Genomic DNA, 16,916 nt, shown 5'->3' on the forward strand with positions numbered 1-16,916 from the left:
CCTGTTTATCGCGACGAAATTCCTTCGCAAGTGATGACTTCGAAGCCGCCGACCGGGCCCCGCAAAGGTATAAAGAGAGCCCGGAGGTTAACACCCGACAGCGCGTCGCGCCCTCGGGTGGTTTTTGGCTTTGCGCCTTGTTTTCCGCGCGAAGGAACCCCAGTTTTCGGCGAGTCCCCAGGTCAAACCAGGTGAAACCGGAAACCAGAAGGAAGAGAGAATGTTCGAGAGCCTCCAGGACCGTCTTGGTTCCATATTGAATGGACTGACCGGCCGCGGCGCCCTGTCGGAAGCTGACGTTTCCGCGGCGCTCCGGGAGGTTCGCCGTGCGCTGCTCGAAGCCGACGTCGCGCTCGATGTGGTGCGCTCCTTCACCGAAAAGGTTCGCGAGAAGGCGGTCGGCGCCGAGATCCTGAAATCGATCAAGCCCGGCCAGATGGTCGTCAAGATCGTCCATGACGAGCTTATCGGCATGCTCGGTTCCGAGGGCGTGACGATCGATCTCAATGCCCCGGCTCCCGTCGTCGTAATGATGGTCGGCCTGCAGGGTTCGGGCAAGACGACGACGACCGGCAAGATCGCCAAGCGGCTGACGATGCGGGACAAGAAGAAGGTCCTGATGGCCTCGCTCGACACGCGTCGCCCGGCCGCGCAGGAGCAGTTGCGGCAGTTGGGCGTCCAGACGGGCGTCGACACGCTGCCGATCATCGCCGGCCAGTCGCCGACCGATATCGCCGCCCGCGCCGTGCAGGCCGCCAAGCTCGGCGGCCATGACGTCGTCATCCTCGACACCGCCGGCCGCACCCATATCGACGAGCCGCTGATGATCGAGATGGCGGAGATCAAGCGGAAGTCCAATCCGCACGAGATCCTGCTCGTCGCCGACGCGCTGACCGGCCAGGACGCCGTCAATCTCGCCCGCAACTTCGACGACCGCGTCGGCATTACCGGCTTGGTGCTGACCCGCATGGACGGCGACGGCCGCGGCGGTGCGGCGCTGTCGATGCGTGCCGTCACCGGCAAGCCGATCAAGCTGATCGGCGTCGGCGAGAAGATGGACGAGCTCGAAGAGTTCCATCCGCGCCGCGTTGCCGACCGGATCCTCGGCATGGGCGACATCGTCTCGCTGGTCGAGAAGGCGGCGGAGAACATCGATGCCGAGAAGGCGGCCGCCATGGCCGCCAAGATGGCCAAGGGCAAGTTCGACCTCGACGACCTGGCCGATCAATTGCGGCAGATGCAGAAGATGGGCGGCATGGGCGGCATCATGGGGCTGATGCCCGGCATGACCGGAATGAAGGACAAGATGGCCGCCGCCGGCCTCGACGACAGGCTTTTCAAGCGCCAGCTCGCCATCATCTCCTCGATGACCAGGGCCGAACGCGCCAACCCGGACATGCTCAAGCATTCGCGCAAGAAGCGCATCGCCAGCGGCTCCGGCACCGATGCCGCCGACATCAACAAGCTTCTGAAGATGCACCGCCAGATGGCGGACATGATGAAGATGATGGGCGGCAAGGGCAAAGGCGGCGGCATGATGAAGCAGATGATGGGCGGCCTTGCCAACAAGATGGGCCTTGGCGGATTGGGCGGCGGCATGCCGGATCTTTCGAAGCTGGACCCGAAACAGCTCGAGGCGCTGCAGAAGCAGGCCGAGGCTGCTGGTCTCGGCAAGCCCGGCGGCCTTCCGGGCCTCGGCGGTGGCGGTTTGCCCGGCGGCGGTCTGCCCGGCCTCGGCGGCGGCCTCCCAGGCCTTCCCGGCCTCCCGAAGAAGAAGTGAGGATCGCGACGAATGCTTGATCCCGAGATCAAAGAGGAATTGGCGAGCTACCGGCAGTCGATCGACAACATCGATGCCGCGCTCGTCCACATGCTGGCCGAACGGTTCCGCTGCACCAAGGCGGTCGGCGTTCTGAAAGCCAAGCACAAGCTGCCGCCGGCCGATCCGGCGCGCGAAGAATACCAGATCGAACGCCTTCGCCATCTGGCCAAGGACGCCAATCTGGATCCGGATTTCGCCGAGAAGTTTCTGAACTTCATCATCAAGGAAGTCATCCGGCATCATGAAGCCATCGCCGCCGATCGCTCGCAGCCCGCGGGCAGCGCCGGCACCACCACCCGTTCCGCTTGAACGAAGCGGTCAAGAAAGCCTGCAAGGAGTAAATTGAAATGGCACTGAAAATTCGTCTCGCCCGTGGCGGCTCCAAGAAGCGCCCCTTCTACCAGATCGTCGTTGCCGATGCGCGCAGCCCGCGTGACGGCCGCTTCCTCGAGAAGATCGGTTCCTGGAACCCGATGCTCGGCAAGGACGACGAAAAGCGCATCGAACTGAATGCCGAGCGCGTCAGCCACTGGCTCGCCCAGGGCGCCCAGCCGACCGATCGCGTCCTGCGCTTCCTCGACCAGGCCGGCCTTGCCAAGCGTCCGGCTCGCAACAATCCGACCAAGGCAGAGCCCGGCAAGAAGGCACAGGAACGTGCCGCCGAAGCCAAGCAGAAGGCCGAAGACGCAGCCGCTGCAGCTGCGGAAACTGCCGCGGAATAATCCCCGCCAAAACGGTGTAGCAAACGGGTGGCATTTTCATGCCGCCCGTTTTGCTTTATGTGCACGTTTAAAGAATTGGAGCGGGATCGGGTACAATGCGCCCGCTCCCAGCTGGATGCCGAAATGACGACACTCGAAAACCCAGTCCTGATGGCGACGATCGGTGCGGCCCAAGGCCTGCGCGGCGAAGTGCGGGTAAAATCCTTCACGGACGATCCGACGGCACTTGGGGACTACGGCAACCTGCACAGCGAGGACGGGCGTGTCTTCGAGGTGCTGGAAATCCGTGAAGCCAAGAACGTGGTCATCGTCCGTTTTCGCGGCATCAACGACCGCACGGCGGCCGAGGCGCTGAACGGTCTCGAACTCTTCATCGAGCGCGACAATCTTCCCGACGACGATCTCGACGAGGAGGAGTTTTTCTATGCGGATCTCGAAGGCCTGGAAGCGGTCGACGGCACGGGCAAGAGCTACGGCTCGGTGACCGGCGTCTTCGACTTCGGCGCGGGTGATCTCCTGGAACTGAAGGGCCCCGGCCGTCGGCCGGTGCTGATCCCCTTCACCGAATGGTCGGTGCTGGAGATCGATCTCGAGGCCGGCAAGATGCTGGTCGATCCGGTCGCCGCCGGTCTCGTCGACGACAAGGACGAGAGCCTCGACAAGCAATTCCCGACGAAGCGCAAGTGAACCGCAGGCCATGTCCTTTCGCGCGACGGTCCTGACGCTATACCCGGAGATGTTCCCGGGCCATCTCGGCGTGTCGCTGGCCGGCAAGGCGCTGGAGCGCGGCCACTGGTCGATCGAGGCCGTGCAGATCCGCGATTTCACCGAGGACAAGCACCGTACCGTCGATGATACGCCGGCCGGCGGCGGTGCCGGCATGGTGTTGAAGCCGGATGTTTTGGCCCGCGCCATCGACCACGTCTCGATAGATGACGACCGGCCACGCCTGCTGATGAGCCCGCGCGGCCGGCCCCTGACACAGGCCCGCATTCGCGGGCTAGCCGCAGGCCCCGGGATCGTCATCGTCTGCGGGCGCTTCGAGGGCGTCGACCAGAGGGTCATCGACACGCGCAATCTCGAAGAGGTCTCGATCGGCGACTACATCCTTTCCGGCGGCGAGCCGGCGGCGCTGGTCCTGCTCGACGCGGTCGTCCGGATCCTGCCGGGCGTGATGGGCAATGAATTGTCCGGCCTGCATGAAAGCTTCGAGGGCGGGCTGCTCGAGCATCCGCACTATACCCGGCCGCAGGTCTTCGAAGGCCATGAGATCCCGGCAGTGCTGACCTCGGGTAACCACGGTGCCGTTGCCAAGTGGCGCGAGGCCGAAGCGCAGCGGCTGACGGCGGCGCGCCGTCCCGACCTGCTGGAGCAGAATACGGTTCAGCCGGTGAAGAAATAATAGGCGGCGAGCAGCAGGCCGACGGCGACGACGATGGCGCGAATGACGGCTTGCGGAACGCGCCGGGCGGCCCAGACGCCGCAATAGCCGCCAAGGGCCGCACCCGGCACCATGATCGCCGCATGCAGCCAGGAAACGACGCCGCCGGCCGAAAAGACAAGGATGGCGATCAGCGCGATGACGATTGAGATGAAGTTCTTCAGCGCATTCAGCCGGTGGTAGCTGCCGCCAGTGGCAAGCCCGAGCACCGCAAGCATCATGATGCCCATGCCGGCTCCGAAGAACCCGCCATAGACGGAGGTCACCATCTGGCTCGTCACGCCGAGCGGCCCGATTCGGTGCTCTTCGCTGCGGGCTTTCGACTTCAGGAGAGGGCCGGCCGCAAAGATCCCCGTCGCGGCGATCAGCAGCCAGGGCACCATCGCCCGGAACGACGGGTTGGAGAGCGAAAGCAGGAGCAGCGCGCCGGCAAGCCCGCCAATCGCCGAAATGGCGCCGAGGACAATGGCGTTCCGCCGATCGGCGCGGATTTCCTTGGCATAGGCGAGCGCCGAGGTGATGTAGCCGGGAAACTGGACGAGCGAGGAGGTGGCGTTGGCGACGATCGGCGGCAGGCCCCCCAGCGTCATGGCGCCGAAAGTCAGAAACGTGCCGCCACCGGCAATGGCATTGACGGCCCCGGATAGGAACCCCGCAACAAAAAGCAACAGCGCCTGGAAAATCGTCATGGCCGTCCTCGAAAAGCTCGGATTCGGGGATAGCGGCTGGAGCAATCGATCGCAAGTCTGCCACCAGCCAATAACCCCCTCCCCAACCCCTCCCACCTGTGAGGAGCGGTTGGGGAGGGTTTTTAGCCGCCAACGCGGGCGATCGGTCGAGAAAATCTGCGATCGGGGATGACAAGCGGCGTCGTTTGGTGTATGTGCCGCCCCGGTTCGGGTTCTTGCCCGTCGACCACCAACAAAGAATGGCGAAACCGCTCCTGTCCTCCAAGAGGACAAGACCTGAAGGAAATTCCGACAGGCCGGCCGAGAGCGCTCTGGCTGTTTCAGAAGAAAGCAAAGGTTAGACCGATGAACATCATCCAGCAGCTGGAAGCCGAACAGGCGGCCAAGATCGCCGCCAAGCGCACCCTTCCCGATTTCTCCGCCGGCGACACCGTCCGCGTCAACGTCCGCGTCGTCGAAGGCAGCCGTACCCGCGTCCAGGCCTATGAAGGCGTCTGCATCGCCCGCTCCGGCGGAGGCCTCAACGAGAGCTTCACCGTCCGCAAGATCTCCTACGGCGAAGGCGTCGAGCGCGTATTCCCGGTTTACTCGCCGCTCGTCGAGAGCGTCGAAGTGGTTCGCCGCGGTAAGGTCCGTCGCGCCAAGCTCTACTACCTGCGCGATCGTCGTGGCAAATCGGCGCGTATCGTCGAGAACACCGGCACGCGCGCCCGCAAGCTGAATGAAGCCGAGCGTCAGGCCGTTGCCGAAGAGAAGGCACGCATCGAGGCTGAGAAGGTTGCAGCCGCCCAGGCGCTCGCCGCCGAGAAGGCAGCCGCCGAAGCTGCTGAAGCGAAGGCAGCCGAAGAGGCAAAGGCAGCCGAAGCGGCAGCCGAATAAGATTTCGACTCTCTGCGTTGAACGGAAAGGCGGTCTCGGGGCCGCCTTTCTTCTTTAGAACTATCTGCTTGTCTTCCCGACAGAATTTGTGACATTTTCGGTCGCCACAATTTTCGGGAGTTCCTCCAATGACAATCCGTCGCCACGTGCTTGCGGGCATCGCCGCTGCGCTCGCCGTTCCCTTCGTGTTTTCCGCGCCCGCAGTCGCGAGCGACCTGCCGGATCTCGGCGGCAAGACGGTCGTCGTCGTCACCGAGAACGCCTACCCGCCGCTACAGTTCATCGATCCGAAGTCCGGCCAGGCGGTCGGTTGGGAATATGACGCGATGAACGAGATCGCCAAGCGGTTGAACTTCACGATCGAATATCAGAACACCAGCTGGGACGCGATGATCCAGTCGGTTTCCGACGGCCAATACCAGATCGGCATGACCGGCATCACCATCAAGGACGACCGCAAGGAGAAGGTCGATTTCTCCGATCCTTATATGCGTTCGCAGCAGTTCATGCTGGTGCGCGGCGACGAAACGCGCTTCAAGGATGCCAAGAGCTTTGCTGCCGTCGAGGACGCGCTGATCGGCGCCCAGCCCGGCACTTCGCCCTTCTACACGGCCGTCTATGAGATCCTCGACGGCAACGAGCAGAACCCGCGCATCAAGCTGTTCGAAACCTTCGGTGCCACGGTGCAGGCGCTGAAAGCCGGCGACGTCGACCTGGTGCTGACCGACAGCGTCGCCGCCAAGGGCTATGTCGATTCGTCAGCAGGCGCGCTCAAGGTGGTCGGCGAGCCGCTCGGCACCGAGGATTTCGGCTTCATCTTCCCGAAGGGATCCGATCTCGTCCAACCGGTCAACGCCGCCATCAAGGCGCTCAAGGAGGACGGCACCTTCGACGCGCTCAACAAGAAATGGTTCCTCGACTACAAGATGGGCGGCTGATCGCCGGCGCGCGATGAGGTGCGGTCTTCCGCCCGCATCCCGCTCCAACTTATTGGAATCTCGATGGCGCCGGTCCAATCATCCGACACTTCCGAGAAGGGCGACTATCCCTGGTGGCTGGTCGCCCTTCTCCTGATCGCCGTGGCGCTTGCCGCGGTGATCGTCTCGAACGACATCTTCACCCAGGTTTTCACCGTCGTGCTGAAGGGCATCGGCGTCACCGTCTTCGTGACGCTGACAGGCTTTGCGCTGGCGACCGTGCTCGGCCTTGCCGTGGCTTTGATGGCCCTTTCCGAGCACGTGGCGCTGCGACAGGTGGCGCGCTTCTATACGGAAGTCATCCGCGGCGTGCCGATCCTCGTGCTGCTCTTCTATATCGCCTTCGTCGGGGCGCCGGCCCTGGTGGTGACCGTGAATTTCCTGACATCGCCCATCATTTCGGCGGGCTTCATGGAGCCGCTCGTCGTTCGCGACATCTCGTTGATGTGGCGGGCGATCATCGCGCTGATGATCGGCTACTCCGCCTTCATCGCCGAGGTCTTCCGCGCCGGCATCCAGTCGGTCGACAAGGGTCAGGTGGAGGCCGCCAAGGCGCTCGGGCTCTCGCGTTACCAGCGCTTCCGCCTCGTCGTCTTTCCGCAGGCGATCCGCGTCATCCTGCCGCCGCTCGGCAACGACTTCGTCGCGATGGTCAAGGATTCCTCGCTCGTCTCGGTGCTCGGCGTCGCCGACATCACCCAGATGGGCAAGGTCTATGCCTCGGGCTCGTTTCGCTTCTTCGAGACCTATTCGATCGTCGCCTATGTCTACCTGATTCTGACGATCGGCCTGTCGCTGGCGCTCAGGGCGTTTGAGCGGCGGCTGAGAAGGGCTGAGGCGCGGTAGGGTGTCCTATCGCCGGAAACGGCCCCCAACCCCTCCCCACAAGGGCGAGGGACTTACGATGCCGCAGAGTCACTCCCTCTTGTGGGGAGGGGTTTGGGAGGGGCGAACCGAGGCACAGCGCCTGTTGCAGACGCCATCCCACCGATTGCCGAACAGTGAAAAAATTGATATGAGCACCGGCCATGGAATCCAAATTCGGATGTCGCGAACAGAAAATCGTCGTGCTGCAGGACCATAAGCGTCTGCCGGCACGTTTTTTTGCGCGTGTCTGCGGGGCGCTGACGAGCCGCCTATGCTGATCGCTTGATCAGTGTTGTTTCCGGCCGCACCGCTGCCGGTTTTTCCGTATCTGAATATTCGATGGATATATGCCATGAGCGCACCGCGTACCCTCTATGACAAGATCTGGGACGATCATCTGGTCAACAGCCAGGATGACGGCACCTGTCTGCTCTACATCGACCGTCACCTCGTGCACGAGGTGACGAGTCCGCAGGCCTTCGAAGGACTGCGCATGGCCGGCCGCAAGGTCCGCGCGCCAGAAAAGACGCTCGCCGTCGTCGACCACAACGTCCCGACCTCGCCGGATCGCCACCTCGGCATCAAGAACGAGGAAAGCCGCATTCAGGTCGAGGCGCTTGCCAAAAACGCCGCCGATTTCGGCGTCGAATATTATTCCGAGAACGACAAGCGCCAGGGCATCGTCCATATCGTCGGCCCAGAGCAGGGCTTTACGCTTCCGGGCATGACGATCGTCTGCGGCGACAGCCACACCTCGACGCACGGCGCCTTCGGGGCGCTGGCGCACGGCATCGGCACCTCGGAAGTGGAGCACGTGCTTGCAACCCAGACGCTGATCCAGAAGAAGGCGAAGAACATGCTGGTGCGCGTCGACGGGCAACTGCCGCCCGGCGTGACCGCCAAGGACATCATTCTCGCCATCATCGGCGAGATCGGCACGGCCGGCGGCACCGGCCACGTCATCGAATTCGCCGGCGAGGCGATCCGGTCGCTGTCGATGGAAGGCCGCATGACGGTCTGCAACATGACGATCGAAGGCGGCGCCCGCGCCGGCCTGATCGCGCCGGATGAAACGACCTTCGAATATATCAAGAACAAGCCGCGCGCCCCGACGGGCAAGGCCTGGGACATGGCGCTCGACTACTGGAAGACGCTGCACACGGACGAGGGCGCCCATTACGATCGCGTCGTCGTGCTCGACGCCGCCAGCCTGCCGCCGATCGTCTCCTGGGGCTCCTCTCCGGAAGACGTCATCTCGGTCCAGGGTGTCGTTCCGAACCCGGACGATATTCAGGACGAGACGAAGCGGACCTCGAAATGGCGTGCGCTCGACTATATGGGCCTGAAGCCGGGCACGAAGATCACCGACATCGCCGTCGACCGGGTCTTCATCGGCTCCTGCACCAATGGCCGCATCGAGGACCTGCGCGCCGTCGCCAAGGTCGTCGAGGGCCGCAAGGTCGCCTCGACCGTTTCGGCGATGATCGTGCCGGGGTCCGGCCTCGTCAAGGAACAGGCCGAGGCCGAGGGTCTAGACAAGATCTTCAGGGAAGCCGGTTTCGACTGGCGCGAGCCCGGCTGCTCCATGTGCCTGGCGATGAACGACGACCGGCTGAAGCCCGGCGAACGCTGCGCCTCGACGTCGAACCGCAACTTCGAAGGCCGCCAGGGCTTCAAGGGCCGCACCCATCTGGTCTCTCCGGCGATGGCTGCCGCCGCCGCGGTAGCGGGCCACTTCGTCGATATCCGCGAGTGGAAATAAGCCGGTTTTGAGCTTTTCCGGCATGCTCGGCCGCCCTTCCGGGCGGCCTTTTTTATTGCATGCGTCGGTGCGACAATAGGATCATCGGCCGACACATGAGGAGCGCCCCATGCCTGACGACGCCAGCCCTCCGATACGCCGCCTCATGCTGCTCCGCCACGCCAAATCCGCCTGGCCGGAGGGGGTTGCCGACCATCGCCGGGCGCTTGCCGGCCGCGGTCGAAAGGCGGCCCCGGCAATTGGCGCCTTCATGGCGCAGCGGGGCCTGATCCCGGACCTCGCCCTCGTTTCAACCGCCCGACGCGCGCAAGAGACCTGGGAACTCGTCGCCGAAGCTTTGCCGCACAAGATTGCCGCCCGTGACGCCGTCGGCATCTACGAGGTTGCCGCCACGGCCATAGTCGACGTGATCCGCAAGGTGGAGCCGTCCGTCGAAAAGCTGCTGCTCGTCGGGCACAATCCGGGCATGGCGGAACTCGCACTGCTCCTCGCCGGCGGCGGCGATGCGGTGGCGCTGGAGCGCCTCAGGAAGAAGTTTCCGACGGCCGGGCTCGCCGTCATGGATTTCACCATCGAGCAATGGTCGGAGATAGCGCCCGGCACGGGGCGGCTCGTCCAGTTCGTGACGCCGCGCCTGCTCGATGATGGATCATGAGGCGACCGGCGCATCCTAGAGCCTTTCCTGATTAAATTGAACCATTCTGCCGGAGCAGGTTTGCGTCAGAGCAGAGGCGATTGCCGACTGTAGTACCCGGATGTACGGCCGAGGCGATCGCCTCTGAGGCTGGCGGAAAGATGCCCGGCCCTTCGGGTTGGCTGAAGCGCGCGGCCTGTTTGCTCGGCTGGTTTCGCCGTAGCGTTGGCTACGCCGCGCGCCAGCCGAGCAAACATTCCACTCCGCTTGAGCCAACAGAATGGTTCAATTTAACCAGGAAAGGCTCTAGGCGACCCTGACTGCCGTTCCCCGACGCATGTGCCGGATCAGCCGTTTCATCGCCGGCAGGCTGACGGCGATACAGCCTTGCGTCGGCTCGTAGCCGGGGCGAATGAGGTGGAAGAATATCGCCGAGCCCGCTTGCCGCCGTCTGCAGGTGATGTTCCAGTCCATGACCAGACAGACGTCGTAAAGCCCGTCGTCCCGCATCATCGTCTCGTGGCTCGCGGCAAACGGCGCCCTCACTGGGCGGTTATAGGATGCATGGTCCGGCGCGTCGCACCAGAGCATGTCGCGGCGGATCCCGCGCATCGGCAGCCGGGTCGACGGCAGGGAAACGCGATCGCTGCGCACGAAGCCGCCGATCAGTTTCATCGTCGCCCGCGGCGTCGCGCCGTCTCCTTCGCGCTTCAGGGCGGTGAGGCCGCTTCGCCCGATCGCCGCCTGCTCCGTTCTGCCGTCAAAGCTCACAAGGGCGCGCCGGCGGTCGCGCGGCGCAGCGCGGACAAGGATGGTGGACTTCCCCGATCTTACTCCCGACGTTTTCTTGCGCATTATTCTCACAAATTCTTGCTTTGCCCGTGATCTCGCGGCCACCCTATCCACGGTTCCAGGCCGACAAGATTGCGTGTCCGCCGCGCTTTGCCAAGGGCGGCATTTGAGCTAGGTTGAATTCAGGAAGCAACAGGAAATATCCCATGGCGACGCGCACCATCCTCCTTGTCGACGATGACAATGATCTGCGTGAGACGTTGATAGAGCAGCTTTCTCTTTACGAGGAGTTCGACCTCCTGCAGGAATCGACCGCCGGCAAAGGCATCCAGACGGCGCGCGCCCGCCAGGTGGACCTGTTGATCATGGATGTCGGCCTGCCGGACATGGATGGCCGCGAGGCGGTGAAGCTGCTGCGCAAGGGCGGGTTCAAGGCGCCGATCATCATGTTGACCGGTCACGATACCGATTCGGACACGATCCTGGGTCTCGAGGCTGGCGCCAACGACTATGTCACCAAGCCCTTCCGTTTCGCCGTGCTGCTGGCCCGCATCCGCGCCCAGCTTCGCCAGCACGAGCAGAGCGAGGACGCGACCTTCAGCGTCGGCCCCTATACATTCAAGCCGAGCCAGAAGCTGCTGACGATGGAGAACGGCCAGAAGATTCGCCTCACCGAGAAGGAGGCGGCGATCATCCGCTACCTTTACCGTGCCGAACAGAAGGTGGTTACCCGCGACGTCCTGCTCGAAGAGGTCTGGGGCTACAATTCCGGGGTGACGACGCATACGCTCGAAACACATGTCTATCGGCTGCGCCAAAAAATCGAACGCGACCCTTCCAATGCCGAGATTCTGGTGACAGAGAACGGCGGCTACAAGATCGTTCCGTAGCGCGGGATCGCGTGAAGCGGTTTTCCGTTCCGCATTCCGCTCTTCAGAGATAGCCAGGAGAATTGCTGCGTGACGCTCAATGATGACATCGCGCTTCTGTCCAACGTCTCGCTTTTCGCCGACATCGGCGACGACAAGCTTCGGCTGATCGCCTTCGGCGCCGAGCGCCGCCGCATCGCCAAGGGCCACGAGCTCTTTCGCGAAGGCGCTCCGGCCGATTGCGCCTATGCGGTTGCCGCCGGGAGCTTCTCGCTTTCGAAGCTCAACGCCGAAGGCCGCCCGCAGCCGGTCGACACCGTCGGCCGCGGCACGCTGTTATCTGAGCTGGCGCTGATATCGATGGTCGAGCGCAAGTTCACCGCCACCGCCGACGAGGACAGCGAGGTGATCCGCATCAACCGGCCGCTGTTCCGCCGCATGCTGGAAGAATATCCGGAGGTGACCGCCATGGTCGAAGCCCGGATCCGCGACAACCTGCAGGCGATGATCCGCCGCGTCGAGGCGCTGGCCGGGCGTTTCGCTTAGTCGAAGGCACTTTGCCCAAAAAGCCCCTCCCCACCCTCTTACACAGGTGGGAGGGGCTAGGCGGCCGCGGCTCGGACCTGTGGCCCTCGCAACATCTGAGCTGTCAGAGCCGGTGAGACATGGGTGGACCGGGCGCGGCAAGGAAGCCCCTCCCACCTGTGGGGAGCCCACACCTCAAAGTTCGAAATGAGCGATCACCGGCACGTGGTCGGACGGGCGCTCCCAGCCGCGTGCTTCCCTGAGGATGTCGACGCGGACGAGCTTCGCGGCGAGGTCGGCAGAGGACCAGATGTGGTCGAGACGGCGGCCGCGGTCGGCCGCGGCCCAGTCCTTTGCCCGATAGCTCCACCAGGTGTAGAGCCTTTCAGGCGGCGGGGTATGCTGGCGCATCAGGTCGACCCAGGCGCCGCCGGTCATCACCGTGGTGAGCCCATCGGTTTCGATCGGCGTGTGGCTGACGATCCTCAGGAGCTGCTTGTGCGACCAGACGTCGCGCTCGAGGGGCGCGATGTTGAGGTCGCCGACCAGGATCGAGGAGATGCCCGCCTCGGCCTCGGCGTGCAGGAGTTTCATCTCGTCGACGAAATCGAGCTTGTGGCCGAATTTCGGGTTGATCGTGCGGTCCGGTTCATCGCCGCCGGCCGGCACATAGAAATTGTGCAGGCGAACGGTCTTGCCGCCAGCTTGAAAGACCACGGAGAGATGGCGCGCATCTCCGACACCGCAATAGTCGCGGCGATCGGCCAGTTCGTGCAACGGCAGGCGCGAGATGGTCGCCACGCCGTGATAGCCCTTCTGCCCGTGCATCTCGATATATTGGTAGCCGAGCTTCTTCAGCGGTGCCGAGGGAAACTGGTCGTCCGGGCACTTGGTTTCCTGCAGGCAGAGGATGTCCGGCTGCCATGTCGCCAGCAAATGCTCCACCAGCGGCATGCGCAGGCGGACGGAGTTGATGTTCCACGTGGCGATGGAAAGCGTCATTCCAATTCCTCTGGAGAATTCGCCGATGACAGAAAGAAGGCGTCCGGAAACACCGGGCCGTTTTAAGCAGGTCCGGCGCCGATCGACAAGCATGAAAAAGGCCGCCCGAGGGCGGCCAATTCTTTCCAGTGTCCGGCTACTGCACGTTTCCTTAAATCCTAGCCGATTTAAGGCGATTCAAGTGCTACAGCGACCTGTGTGCGTCTAAGAAGACGCACGACGCCGTAGAGCAAGGTCAGCGGCCGCCCCCTTTATTTCGCACTTCGTCATAAGGAATGCGGAACACCTTGTCGTCCAGTTGGATGCCGGTCTGCACGTTGAAGATCATCACCGACGTGTCCTTCTTCTGCGCGTCGGTAATCGTCCACTGCCTCAGATTGTAGGTTTTCGGATCGAACATCATGGTGATGGTCGAATCGCCGAAGATCGAGCGGTCGCCCAGCACGATGGTGATGAGATCGGGCTCGACCCGGACGGCGCGCACCATGCGGCTGCTCAGGTCGATCCTCTCGCTCAAGAGCAGATTGAGCGGCGTCTTCGACAAGGGATAGATGTCCCAGGTCTTCAGCTTCATGTTGCCGATGACCACCGACCGGCCGTCGGCGATGACGCGCATCGGCGAGGGTGCCTCGTAGTTGAAGCGGATGCGTCCGGGCCGACGGATGTAGAACTTGCCGCCGGTCTGCTCGCCGCGCGGACCGAACTGGACGAATTCGCCGGCCATAGTCTTCACCGATGAGAAATGATCGGCGATCTTCTGGGCGACGGCGGAGGCCTGCGCCGAAGCGGGTGGCGCATCAAGCGTCGTTCCGGCGATGGCCGTGAGCGCTGCCAGGCCGCAAACGAAGACGCGCCGCGAGATCGCCCGAGTGTTGCCGTCATCGTTTCTTGTCTCTGTCATCGCAGTCTCCTTCATATGAGCGTCATGTGGAGCGCAAGTGGGGCGCCTTCAAGGCGTTGTCCGGCACCGCGGCGCCCCCGCTCTCAAATGACCGTTACCGACCGGCTCTCCAGACTTACCGGCCCGTGATCTCCGCTTCGGTCGGCACCAGAATTTCCCGCTTGCCGGCGTGGTTGGCCGGTCCGATGATGCCCTCCTGCTCCATCCGCTCGATCAGCGATGCGGCCCTATTATAGCCGATGCCGAGACGCCGCTGCACGTAGGATGTCGATGCCTTGCCGTCGCGCAGCACGATCGCCACGGCCTGGTCGTAGGGGTCCTCGGAATCCGCAAGATTCGAGGTACCGGCCGGTCCGCCGCCTTCGTTCTCCTCGTCGTCGTCCTCGGTGATCGCGTCGAGATATTGCGGCACCCCTTGCGTCTTCAGATAGGCGACCACCTCTTCCACTTCCGTGTCGGAGACGAAGGGGCCGTGGACGCGCTGGATGCGGCCGCCGCCGGCCATGTAGAGCATGTCGCCCTGGCCGAGGAGCTGCTCGGCCCCCTGCTCGCCGAGGATGGTGCGGCTGTCGATCTTCGAGGTAACCTGGAAGGAGATGCGGGTCGGGAAGTTCGCCTTGATCGTGCCGGTGATGACGTCGACCGACGGGCGCTGCGTCGCCATGATGACGTGGATGCCGGCGGCGCGCGCCATCTGGGCGAGCCGCTGCACTGCACCTTCGATATCCTTGCCGGCGACCATCATCAGGTCGGCCATCTCGTCGATGATGACGACGATATAGGGCATCGGCGAGAGGTCGAACTCTTCGGTTTCGTAGACGGCCTCGCCGGTCTGGCGGTCGAAGCCGGTCTGGACGGTGCGGGTGATCGCCTCGCCCCTGGCAAGCGCCTGCTCGACGCGGGCGTTGAAGCCATCGATGTTGCGGACGCCGATCTTCGACATCTTCTTGTAGCGCTCTTCCATCTCGCGCACCGTCCATTTCAGCGCGACGACGGCCTTCTTCGGGTCGGTAACCACCGGCGAGAGCAGATGCGGGATGCCGTCATAGACGGAGAGCTCGAGCATCTTCGGGTCGATCATGATCAGCCGGCACTGATCGGGGGTGAGGCGATAGAGCAGCGACAGGATCATCGTGTTGATCGCCACCGACTTGCCCGAGCCGGTCGTGCCGGCGACGAGCAGATGCGGCATCTTGGCGAGGTCGGCGACGACCGCTTCGCCGCCGATCGTCTTGCCGAGTGCCATGGCGAGCTTCGTCTTGGTGGTCTCGAAGTCGCGCGAGCCGATCAGTTCGCGCAGATAAACCATTTCGCGCCGCTGGTTCGGCAGTTCGATGCCGATGGCGTTTCGGCCCGGCACCACGGCGACGCGGGCGGCGATGGCGCTCATCGAGCGGGCGATGTCGTCGGCAAGGCCGATGACGCGCGACGACTTGATGCCGGGCGCCGGCTCGAGTTCGTAGAGCGTCACCACCGGGCCGGGACGGACATGGATGATCTCGCCCTTGACGCCGAAATCCTCGAGCACGCCTTCGAGCATGCGGGCATTCTGCTCCAGCGCATCCGCCGACAGCGAGGCGTCGCGCGCGACATTCTTCGGCTCCGCGAGGAAATGGATCGGCGGCAGCGCGAAGTCGTCATCCTCGTCGACGAAGGAGCGCTGGGCCTCGCGTTCGATGCGCTGGCCGCTCTTCGGGCGCGGCGGCAGCGGGGCCACCCGCGAGCCGCCTATCGCGACCGTCGGCTTCGCGGGGGCAGGCCTCGGCGCCCAGTCGGCGGCAATGTCGTCCTCGTCGTCCGGCAGGATGCCGGCGGGGCGAGCCTCGTCGATGTCGAAGGGCGGTTCGTTTTCATCGGCGACGATCGGCGGCGGCGTGACGATGCGGCGCTCGGCGCGATCGAGCGACGGTTCGATACGTGCGAGGCCGGCCTGCGCCTTCGGCCGGACCGGCTCGTTGAGCGTACCGAATTCGTCGTTGTTGAAATCATATGGTTCGTCGTACTGGCGTTTGGCGCGGCTGGCGCTCAGGCCGAAGGCGCGCCGCAGCCGGGCCTGCGCCGTGAAGCGCATATGGGCGAGCGAGCCCATCAGCAGGGTCAGCGGACCTTCGTCGTCGTCTTCCTCGAGTTCTTCGCGGATGGTGCGCGCCTTGCTGGGGACGGGCGCCGGTGCTTCCTCTTCCAGGTCCGTCTCGCTGACGCCGATCAGGCCGGCGCTGAAGATCAGCGCCCAGGCCGCCGGGCCGGCGAATAGGCAGGCGAGAACGGTCGCGAAGGTGCCGGTTGGGAACGTGCCGGTAAAGAGCGCCGGGAAACGCAGGATCATATCGCCGAAAACGCCGCCGAGACCATTTGGCAATGGCCAGGTGATCGGTGCCGGCACGCAGCTCAAGGCAGCGCCTGCCAGAGCCGACCCGACGAACCAGAGGCAGAGCCGCTTCACGATCTTGTCGAAGGGCTTGTTGCCGATCAGCACGAGGGCCCAGGCGACCGCCGGCAGCAGCGCCACGACGCTCGCCAGGCCGAAGAACTGCATGAAGATATCGGCAAAGGCGGCGCCGCCATAGCCGAGCAGGTTGGTCGGCTCGTCCGAGGTGGCATAGGAGAAGCTCGGATCGGCAACGTTCCAGGTCGACAGGGCGGCAACGGCGAGCGCCAGGGCGCCGAACAGCGCAAAGCCTGCCAGCGACGCGATCTGGCGCCAGAGGAAGGCGGTTAGCACGAACTGATTGGAACGGTTGTCAAGCGTTGCGGGGTTGCTTCTGCTCATGTTGCCTGCTGCCCGTTTCGATCCGCCGGAGCGCCACGCATCTTCCAAGTGAACGGTGGGAGCATTCCGGCCATTAGTTGCAGAGCATCCTTGCCGCCCTCCGAAGCCGGGGTGGACGCAGAATGCTCCGGGCACATTGCGTGCCATGGAATCAACCTACGCGGAGTAGGGTTAATGCGACATTAACCATGCGCGTGTGGAGCCGAAATACCGGTTGATGGGAGTGCCGAGGCAAAAAAAGCCCGGATCGCGGGGATCCGGGCG

Annotated in this window: 17 protein-coding genes; 12 read left to right on the plus strand and 5 right to left on the minus strand. The window is 63.9% G+C overall.

Features of this window, described 5'->3' with window-relative positions:
* The first annotated feature begins 220 nt into the window (after positions 1–220).
* From ffh to trmD, 5 genes are all read left to right on the plus strand, one after another.
* Complete coding sequence (ffh, locus tag USDA257_RS28145; RefSeq protein ID WP_014766382.1) at positions 221–1,780, plus strand: signal recognition particle protein; 1,560 nt, start codon at positions 221–223, stop codon at positions 1,778–1,780.
* Between the two features lie 12 nt (positions 1,781–1,792).
* On the plus strand, positions 1,793–2,131 hold the full coding sequence (locus USDA257_RS28150; protein ID WP_014766383.1) for a chorismate mutase: 339 nt from the start codon (positions 1,793–1,795) through the stop codon (positions 2,129–2,131).
* Positions 2,132–2,169: 38 nt separating this feature from the next.
* Positions 2,170–2,544: a 30S ribosomal protein S16 gene (gene rpsP, locus USDA257_RS28155; protein WP_014766384.1), complete on the plus strand. Its 375-nt coding sequence runs from the start codon at positions 2,170–2,172 to the stop codon at positions 2,542–2,544.
* A 123-nt stretch (positions 2,545–2,667) separates the two neighbouring features.
* Positions 2,668–3,231: a ribosome maturation factor RimM gene (gene rimM / locus USDA257_RS28160; RefSeq protein WP_041414769.1), complete on the plus strand. Its 564-nt coding sequence runs from the start codon at positions 2,668–2,670 to the stop codon at positions 3,229–3,231.
* 10 nt (positions 3,232–3,241) lie between these two features.
* Complete coding sequence (gene trmD / locus USDA257_RS28165) at positions 3,242–3,946, plus strand: tRNA (guanosine(37)-N1)-methyltransferase TrmD (RefSeq protein WP_014766386.1); 705 nt, start codon at positions 3,242–3,244, stop codon at positions 3,944–3,946.
* On the opposite strand, the gene USDA257_RS28170 is transcribed toward trmD, so the two are convergent.
* Positions 3,928–4,674 carry a sulfite exporter TauE/SafE family protein gene (locus USDA257_RS28170; protein ID WP_041414770.1) on the minus strand — a complete coding sequence of 249 codons (747 nt, stop codon included), beginning with the start codon at positions 4,672–4,674 and terminating at the stop codon, positions 3,928–3,930. The genes trmD and USDA257_RS28170 overlap by 19 nt on opposite strands.
* A gap of 345 nt (positions 4,675–5,019) precedes the next feature.
* On the opposite strand from USDA257_RS28170, the gene rplS reads away from it, so the two are divergent.
* The 5 genes from rplS (at position 5,020) to USDA257_RS28195 (ending at position 9,814) form a co-directional block, all read left to right on the plus strand.
* A complete protein-coding gene (gene rplS, locus USDA257_RS28175) occupies positions 5,020–5,553 on the plus strand; it encodes a 50S ribosomal protein L19 (RefSeq protein ID WP_014766388.1) in 534 nt (177 codons plus the stop codon).
* A gap of 128 nt (positions 5,554–5,681) precedes the next feature.
* A complete protein-coding gene (locus tag USDA257_RS28180) occupies positions 5,682–6,491 on the plus strand; it encodes a basic amino acid ABC transporter substrate-binding protein (RefSeq protein ID WP_014766389.1) in 810 nt (269 codons plus the stop codon).
* 63 nt (positions 6,492–6,554) lie between these two features.
* Positions 6,555–7,376, plus strand: coding sequence for an amino acid ABC transporter permease (locus tag USDA257_RS28185; protein ID WP_014766390.1), 822 nt, complete (start codon positions 6,555–6,557; stop codon positions 7,374–7,376).
* Positions 7,377–7,749: 373 nt separating this feature from the next.
* Positions 7,750–9,159 (plus strand): 3-isopropylmalate dehydratase large subunit, encoded by a 1,410-nt coding sequence (gene leuC / locus USDA257_RS28190; RefSeq protein WP_014766392.1) that lies wholly within the window; start codon positions 7,750–7,752, stop codon positions 9,157–9,159.
* Between the two features lie 109 nt (positions 9,160–9,268).
* On the plus strand, positions 9,269–9,814 hold the full coding sequence (locus tag USDA257_RS28195) for a SixA phosphatase family protein (RefSeq protein ID WP_014766393.1): 546 nt from the start codon (positions 9,269–9,271) through the stop codon (positions 9,812–9,814).
* A gap of 285 nt (positions 9,815–10,099) precedes the next feature.
* Here the strand turns inward: USDA257_RS28195 and USDA257_RS28200 are convergent, their stop codons facing one another.
* Complete coding sequence (locus USDA257_RS28200) at positions 10,100–10,648, minus strand: L,D-transpeptidase family protein (protein WP_014766394.1); 549 nt, start codon at positions 10,646–10,648, stop codon at positions 10,100–10,102.
* Between the two features lie 143 nt (positions 10,649–10,791).
* Between USDA257_RS28200 and USDA257_RS28205 the strand changes: the two genes are divergently transcribed.
* Positions 10,792–11,475 (plus strand): response regulator transcription factor, encoded by a 684-nt coding sequence (locus USDA257_RS28205; protein WP_014766395.1) that lies wholly within the window; start codon positions 10,792–10,794, stop codon positions 11,473–11,475.
* Positions 11,476–11,544: 69 nt separating this feature from the next.
* Positions 11,545–12,000, plus strand: a complete 456-nt coding sequence (locus USDA257_RS28210; RefSeq protein WP_014766396.1) for a cyclic nucleotide-binding domain-containing protein — start codon at positions 11,545–11,547, stop codon at positions 11,998–12,000.
* A 174-nt stretch (positions 12,001–12,174) separates the two neighbouring features.
* Here the strand turns inward: USDA257_RS28210 and USDA257_RS28215 are convergent, their stop codons facing one another.
* The 3 genes from USDA257_RS28215 to USDA257_RS28225 all read right to left on the minus strand — a co-directional run bounded on the left by USDA257_RS28215 (position 12,175) and on the right by USDA257_RS28225 (position 16,652).
* Positions 12,175–12,981 (minus strand): exodeoxyribonuclease III, encoded by an 807-nt coding sequence (locus USDA257_RS28215; RefSeq protein WP_014766397.1) that lies wholly within the window; start codon positions 12,979–12,981, stop codon positions 12,175–12,177.
* Between the two features lie 235 nt (positions 12,982–13,216).
* Positions 13,217–13,882 carry an outer membrane lipoprotein carrier protein LolA gene (locus tag USDA257_RS28220; protein ID WP_014766398.1) on the minus strand — a complete coding sequence of 222 codons (666 nt, stop codon included), beginning with the start codon at positions 13,880–13,882 and terminating at the stop codon, positions 13,217–13,219.
* 115 nt (positions 13,883–13,997) lie between these two features.
* Positions 13,998–16,652 (minus strand): FtsK/SpoIIIE family DNA translocase, encoded by a 2,655-nt coding sequence (locus USDA257_RS28225; protein ID WP_041414772.1) that lies wholly within the window; start codon positions 16,650–16,652, stop codon positions 13,998–14,000.
* Positions 16,653–16,916 lie beyond the last annotated feature (264 nt).

This window comes from Sinorhizobium fredii USDA 257, from assembly GCF_000265205.3.
Taxonomy (GTDB): domain Bacteria; phylum Pseudomonadota; class Alphaproteobacteria; order Rhizobiales; family Rhizobiaceae; genus Sinorhizobium; species Sinorhizobium fredii_B.

What these genes read in the sequence shown, in the direction of transcription:
- USDA257_RS28225 (WP_041414772.1), bottom strand. Translation starts at nt 16,652, where the DNA reads ATGAGCAGAAGCAACCCCGCAACGCTTGACAACCGTTCCAATCAGTTC.
- USDA257_RS28195 (WP_014766393.1), top strand. Translation starts at nt 9,269, where the DNA reads ATGCCTGACGACGCCAGCCCTCCGATACGCCGCCTCATGCTGCTCCGC.
- rpsP (WP_014766384.1), top strand. Translation starts at nt 2,170, where the DNA reads ATGGCACTGAAAATTCGTCTCGCCCGTGGCGGCTCCAAGAAGCGCCCC.
- USDA257_RS28220 (WP_014766398.1), bottom strand. Translation starts at nt 13,882, where the DNA reads ATGACAGAGACAAGAAACGATGACGGCAACACTCGGGCGATCTCGCGG.
- trmD (WP_014766386.1), top strand. Translation starts at nt 3,242, where the DNA reads ATGTCCTTTCGCGCGACGGTCCTGACGCTATACCCGGAGATGTTCCCG.
- rplS (WP_014766388.1), top strand. Translation starts at nt 5,020, where the DNA reads ATGAACATCATCCAGCAGCTGGAAGCCGAACAGGCGGCCAAGATCGCC.
- ffh (WP_014766382.1), top strand. Translation starts at nt 221, where the DNA reads ATGTTCGAGAGCCTCCAGGACCGTCTTGGTTCCATATTGAATGGACTG.
- USDA257_RS28170 (WP_041414770.1), bottom strand. Translation starts at nt 4,674, where the DNA reads ATGACGATTTTCCAGGCGCTGTTGCTTTTTGTTGCGGGGTTCCTATCC.
- USDA257_RS28200 (WP_014766394.1), bottom strand. Translation starts at nt 10,648, where the DNA reads ATGCGCAAGAAAACGTCGGGAGTAAGATCGGGGAAGTCCACCATCCTT.
- USDA257_RS28185 (WP_014766390.1), top strand. Translation starts at nt 6,555, where the DNA reads ATGGCGCCGGTCCAATCATCCGACACTTCCGAGAAGGGCGACTATCCC.
- leuC (WP_014766392.1), top strand. Translation starts at nt 7,750, where the DNA reads ATGAGCGCACCGCGTACCCTCTATGACAAGATCTGGGACGATCATCTG.
- USDA257_RS28150 (WP_014766383.1), top strand. Translation starts at nt 1,793, where the DNA reads ATGCTTGATCCCGAGATCAAAGAGGAATTGGCGAGCTACCGGCAGTCG.
- USDA257_RS28215 (WP_014766397.1), bottom strand. Translation starts at nt 12,981, where the DNA reads ATGACGCTTTCCATCGCCACGTGGAACATCAACTCCGTCCGCCTGCGC.
- rimM (WP_041414769.1), top strand. Translation starts at nt 2,668, where the DNA reads ATGACGACACTCGAAAACCCAGTCCTGATGGCGACGATCGGTGCGGCC.
- USDA257_RS28205 (WP_014766395.1), top strand. Translation starts at nt 10,792, where the DNA reads ATGGCGACGCGCACCATCCTCCTTGTCGACGATGACAATGATCTGCGT.
- USDA257_RS28180 (WP_014766389.1), top strand. Translation starts at nt 5,682, where the DNA reads ATGACAATCCGTCGCCACGTGCTTGCGGGCATCGCCGCTGCGCTCGCC.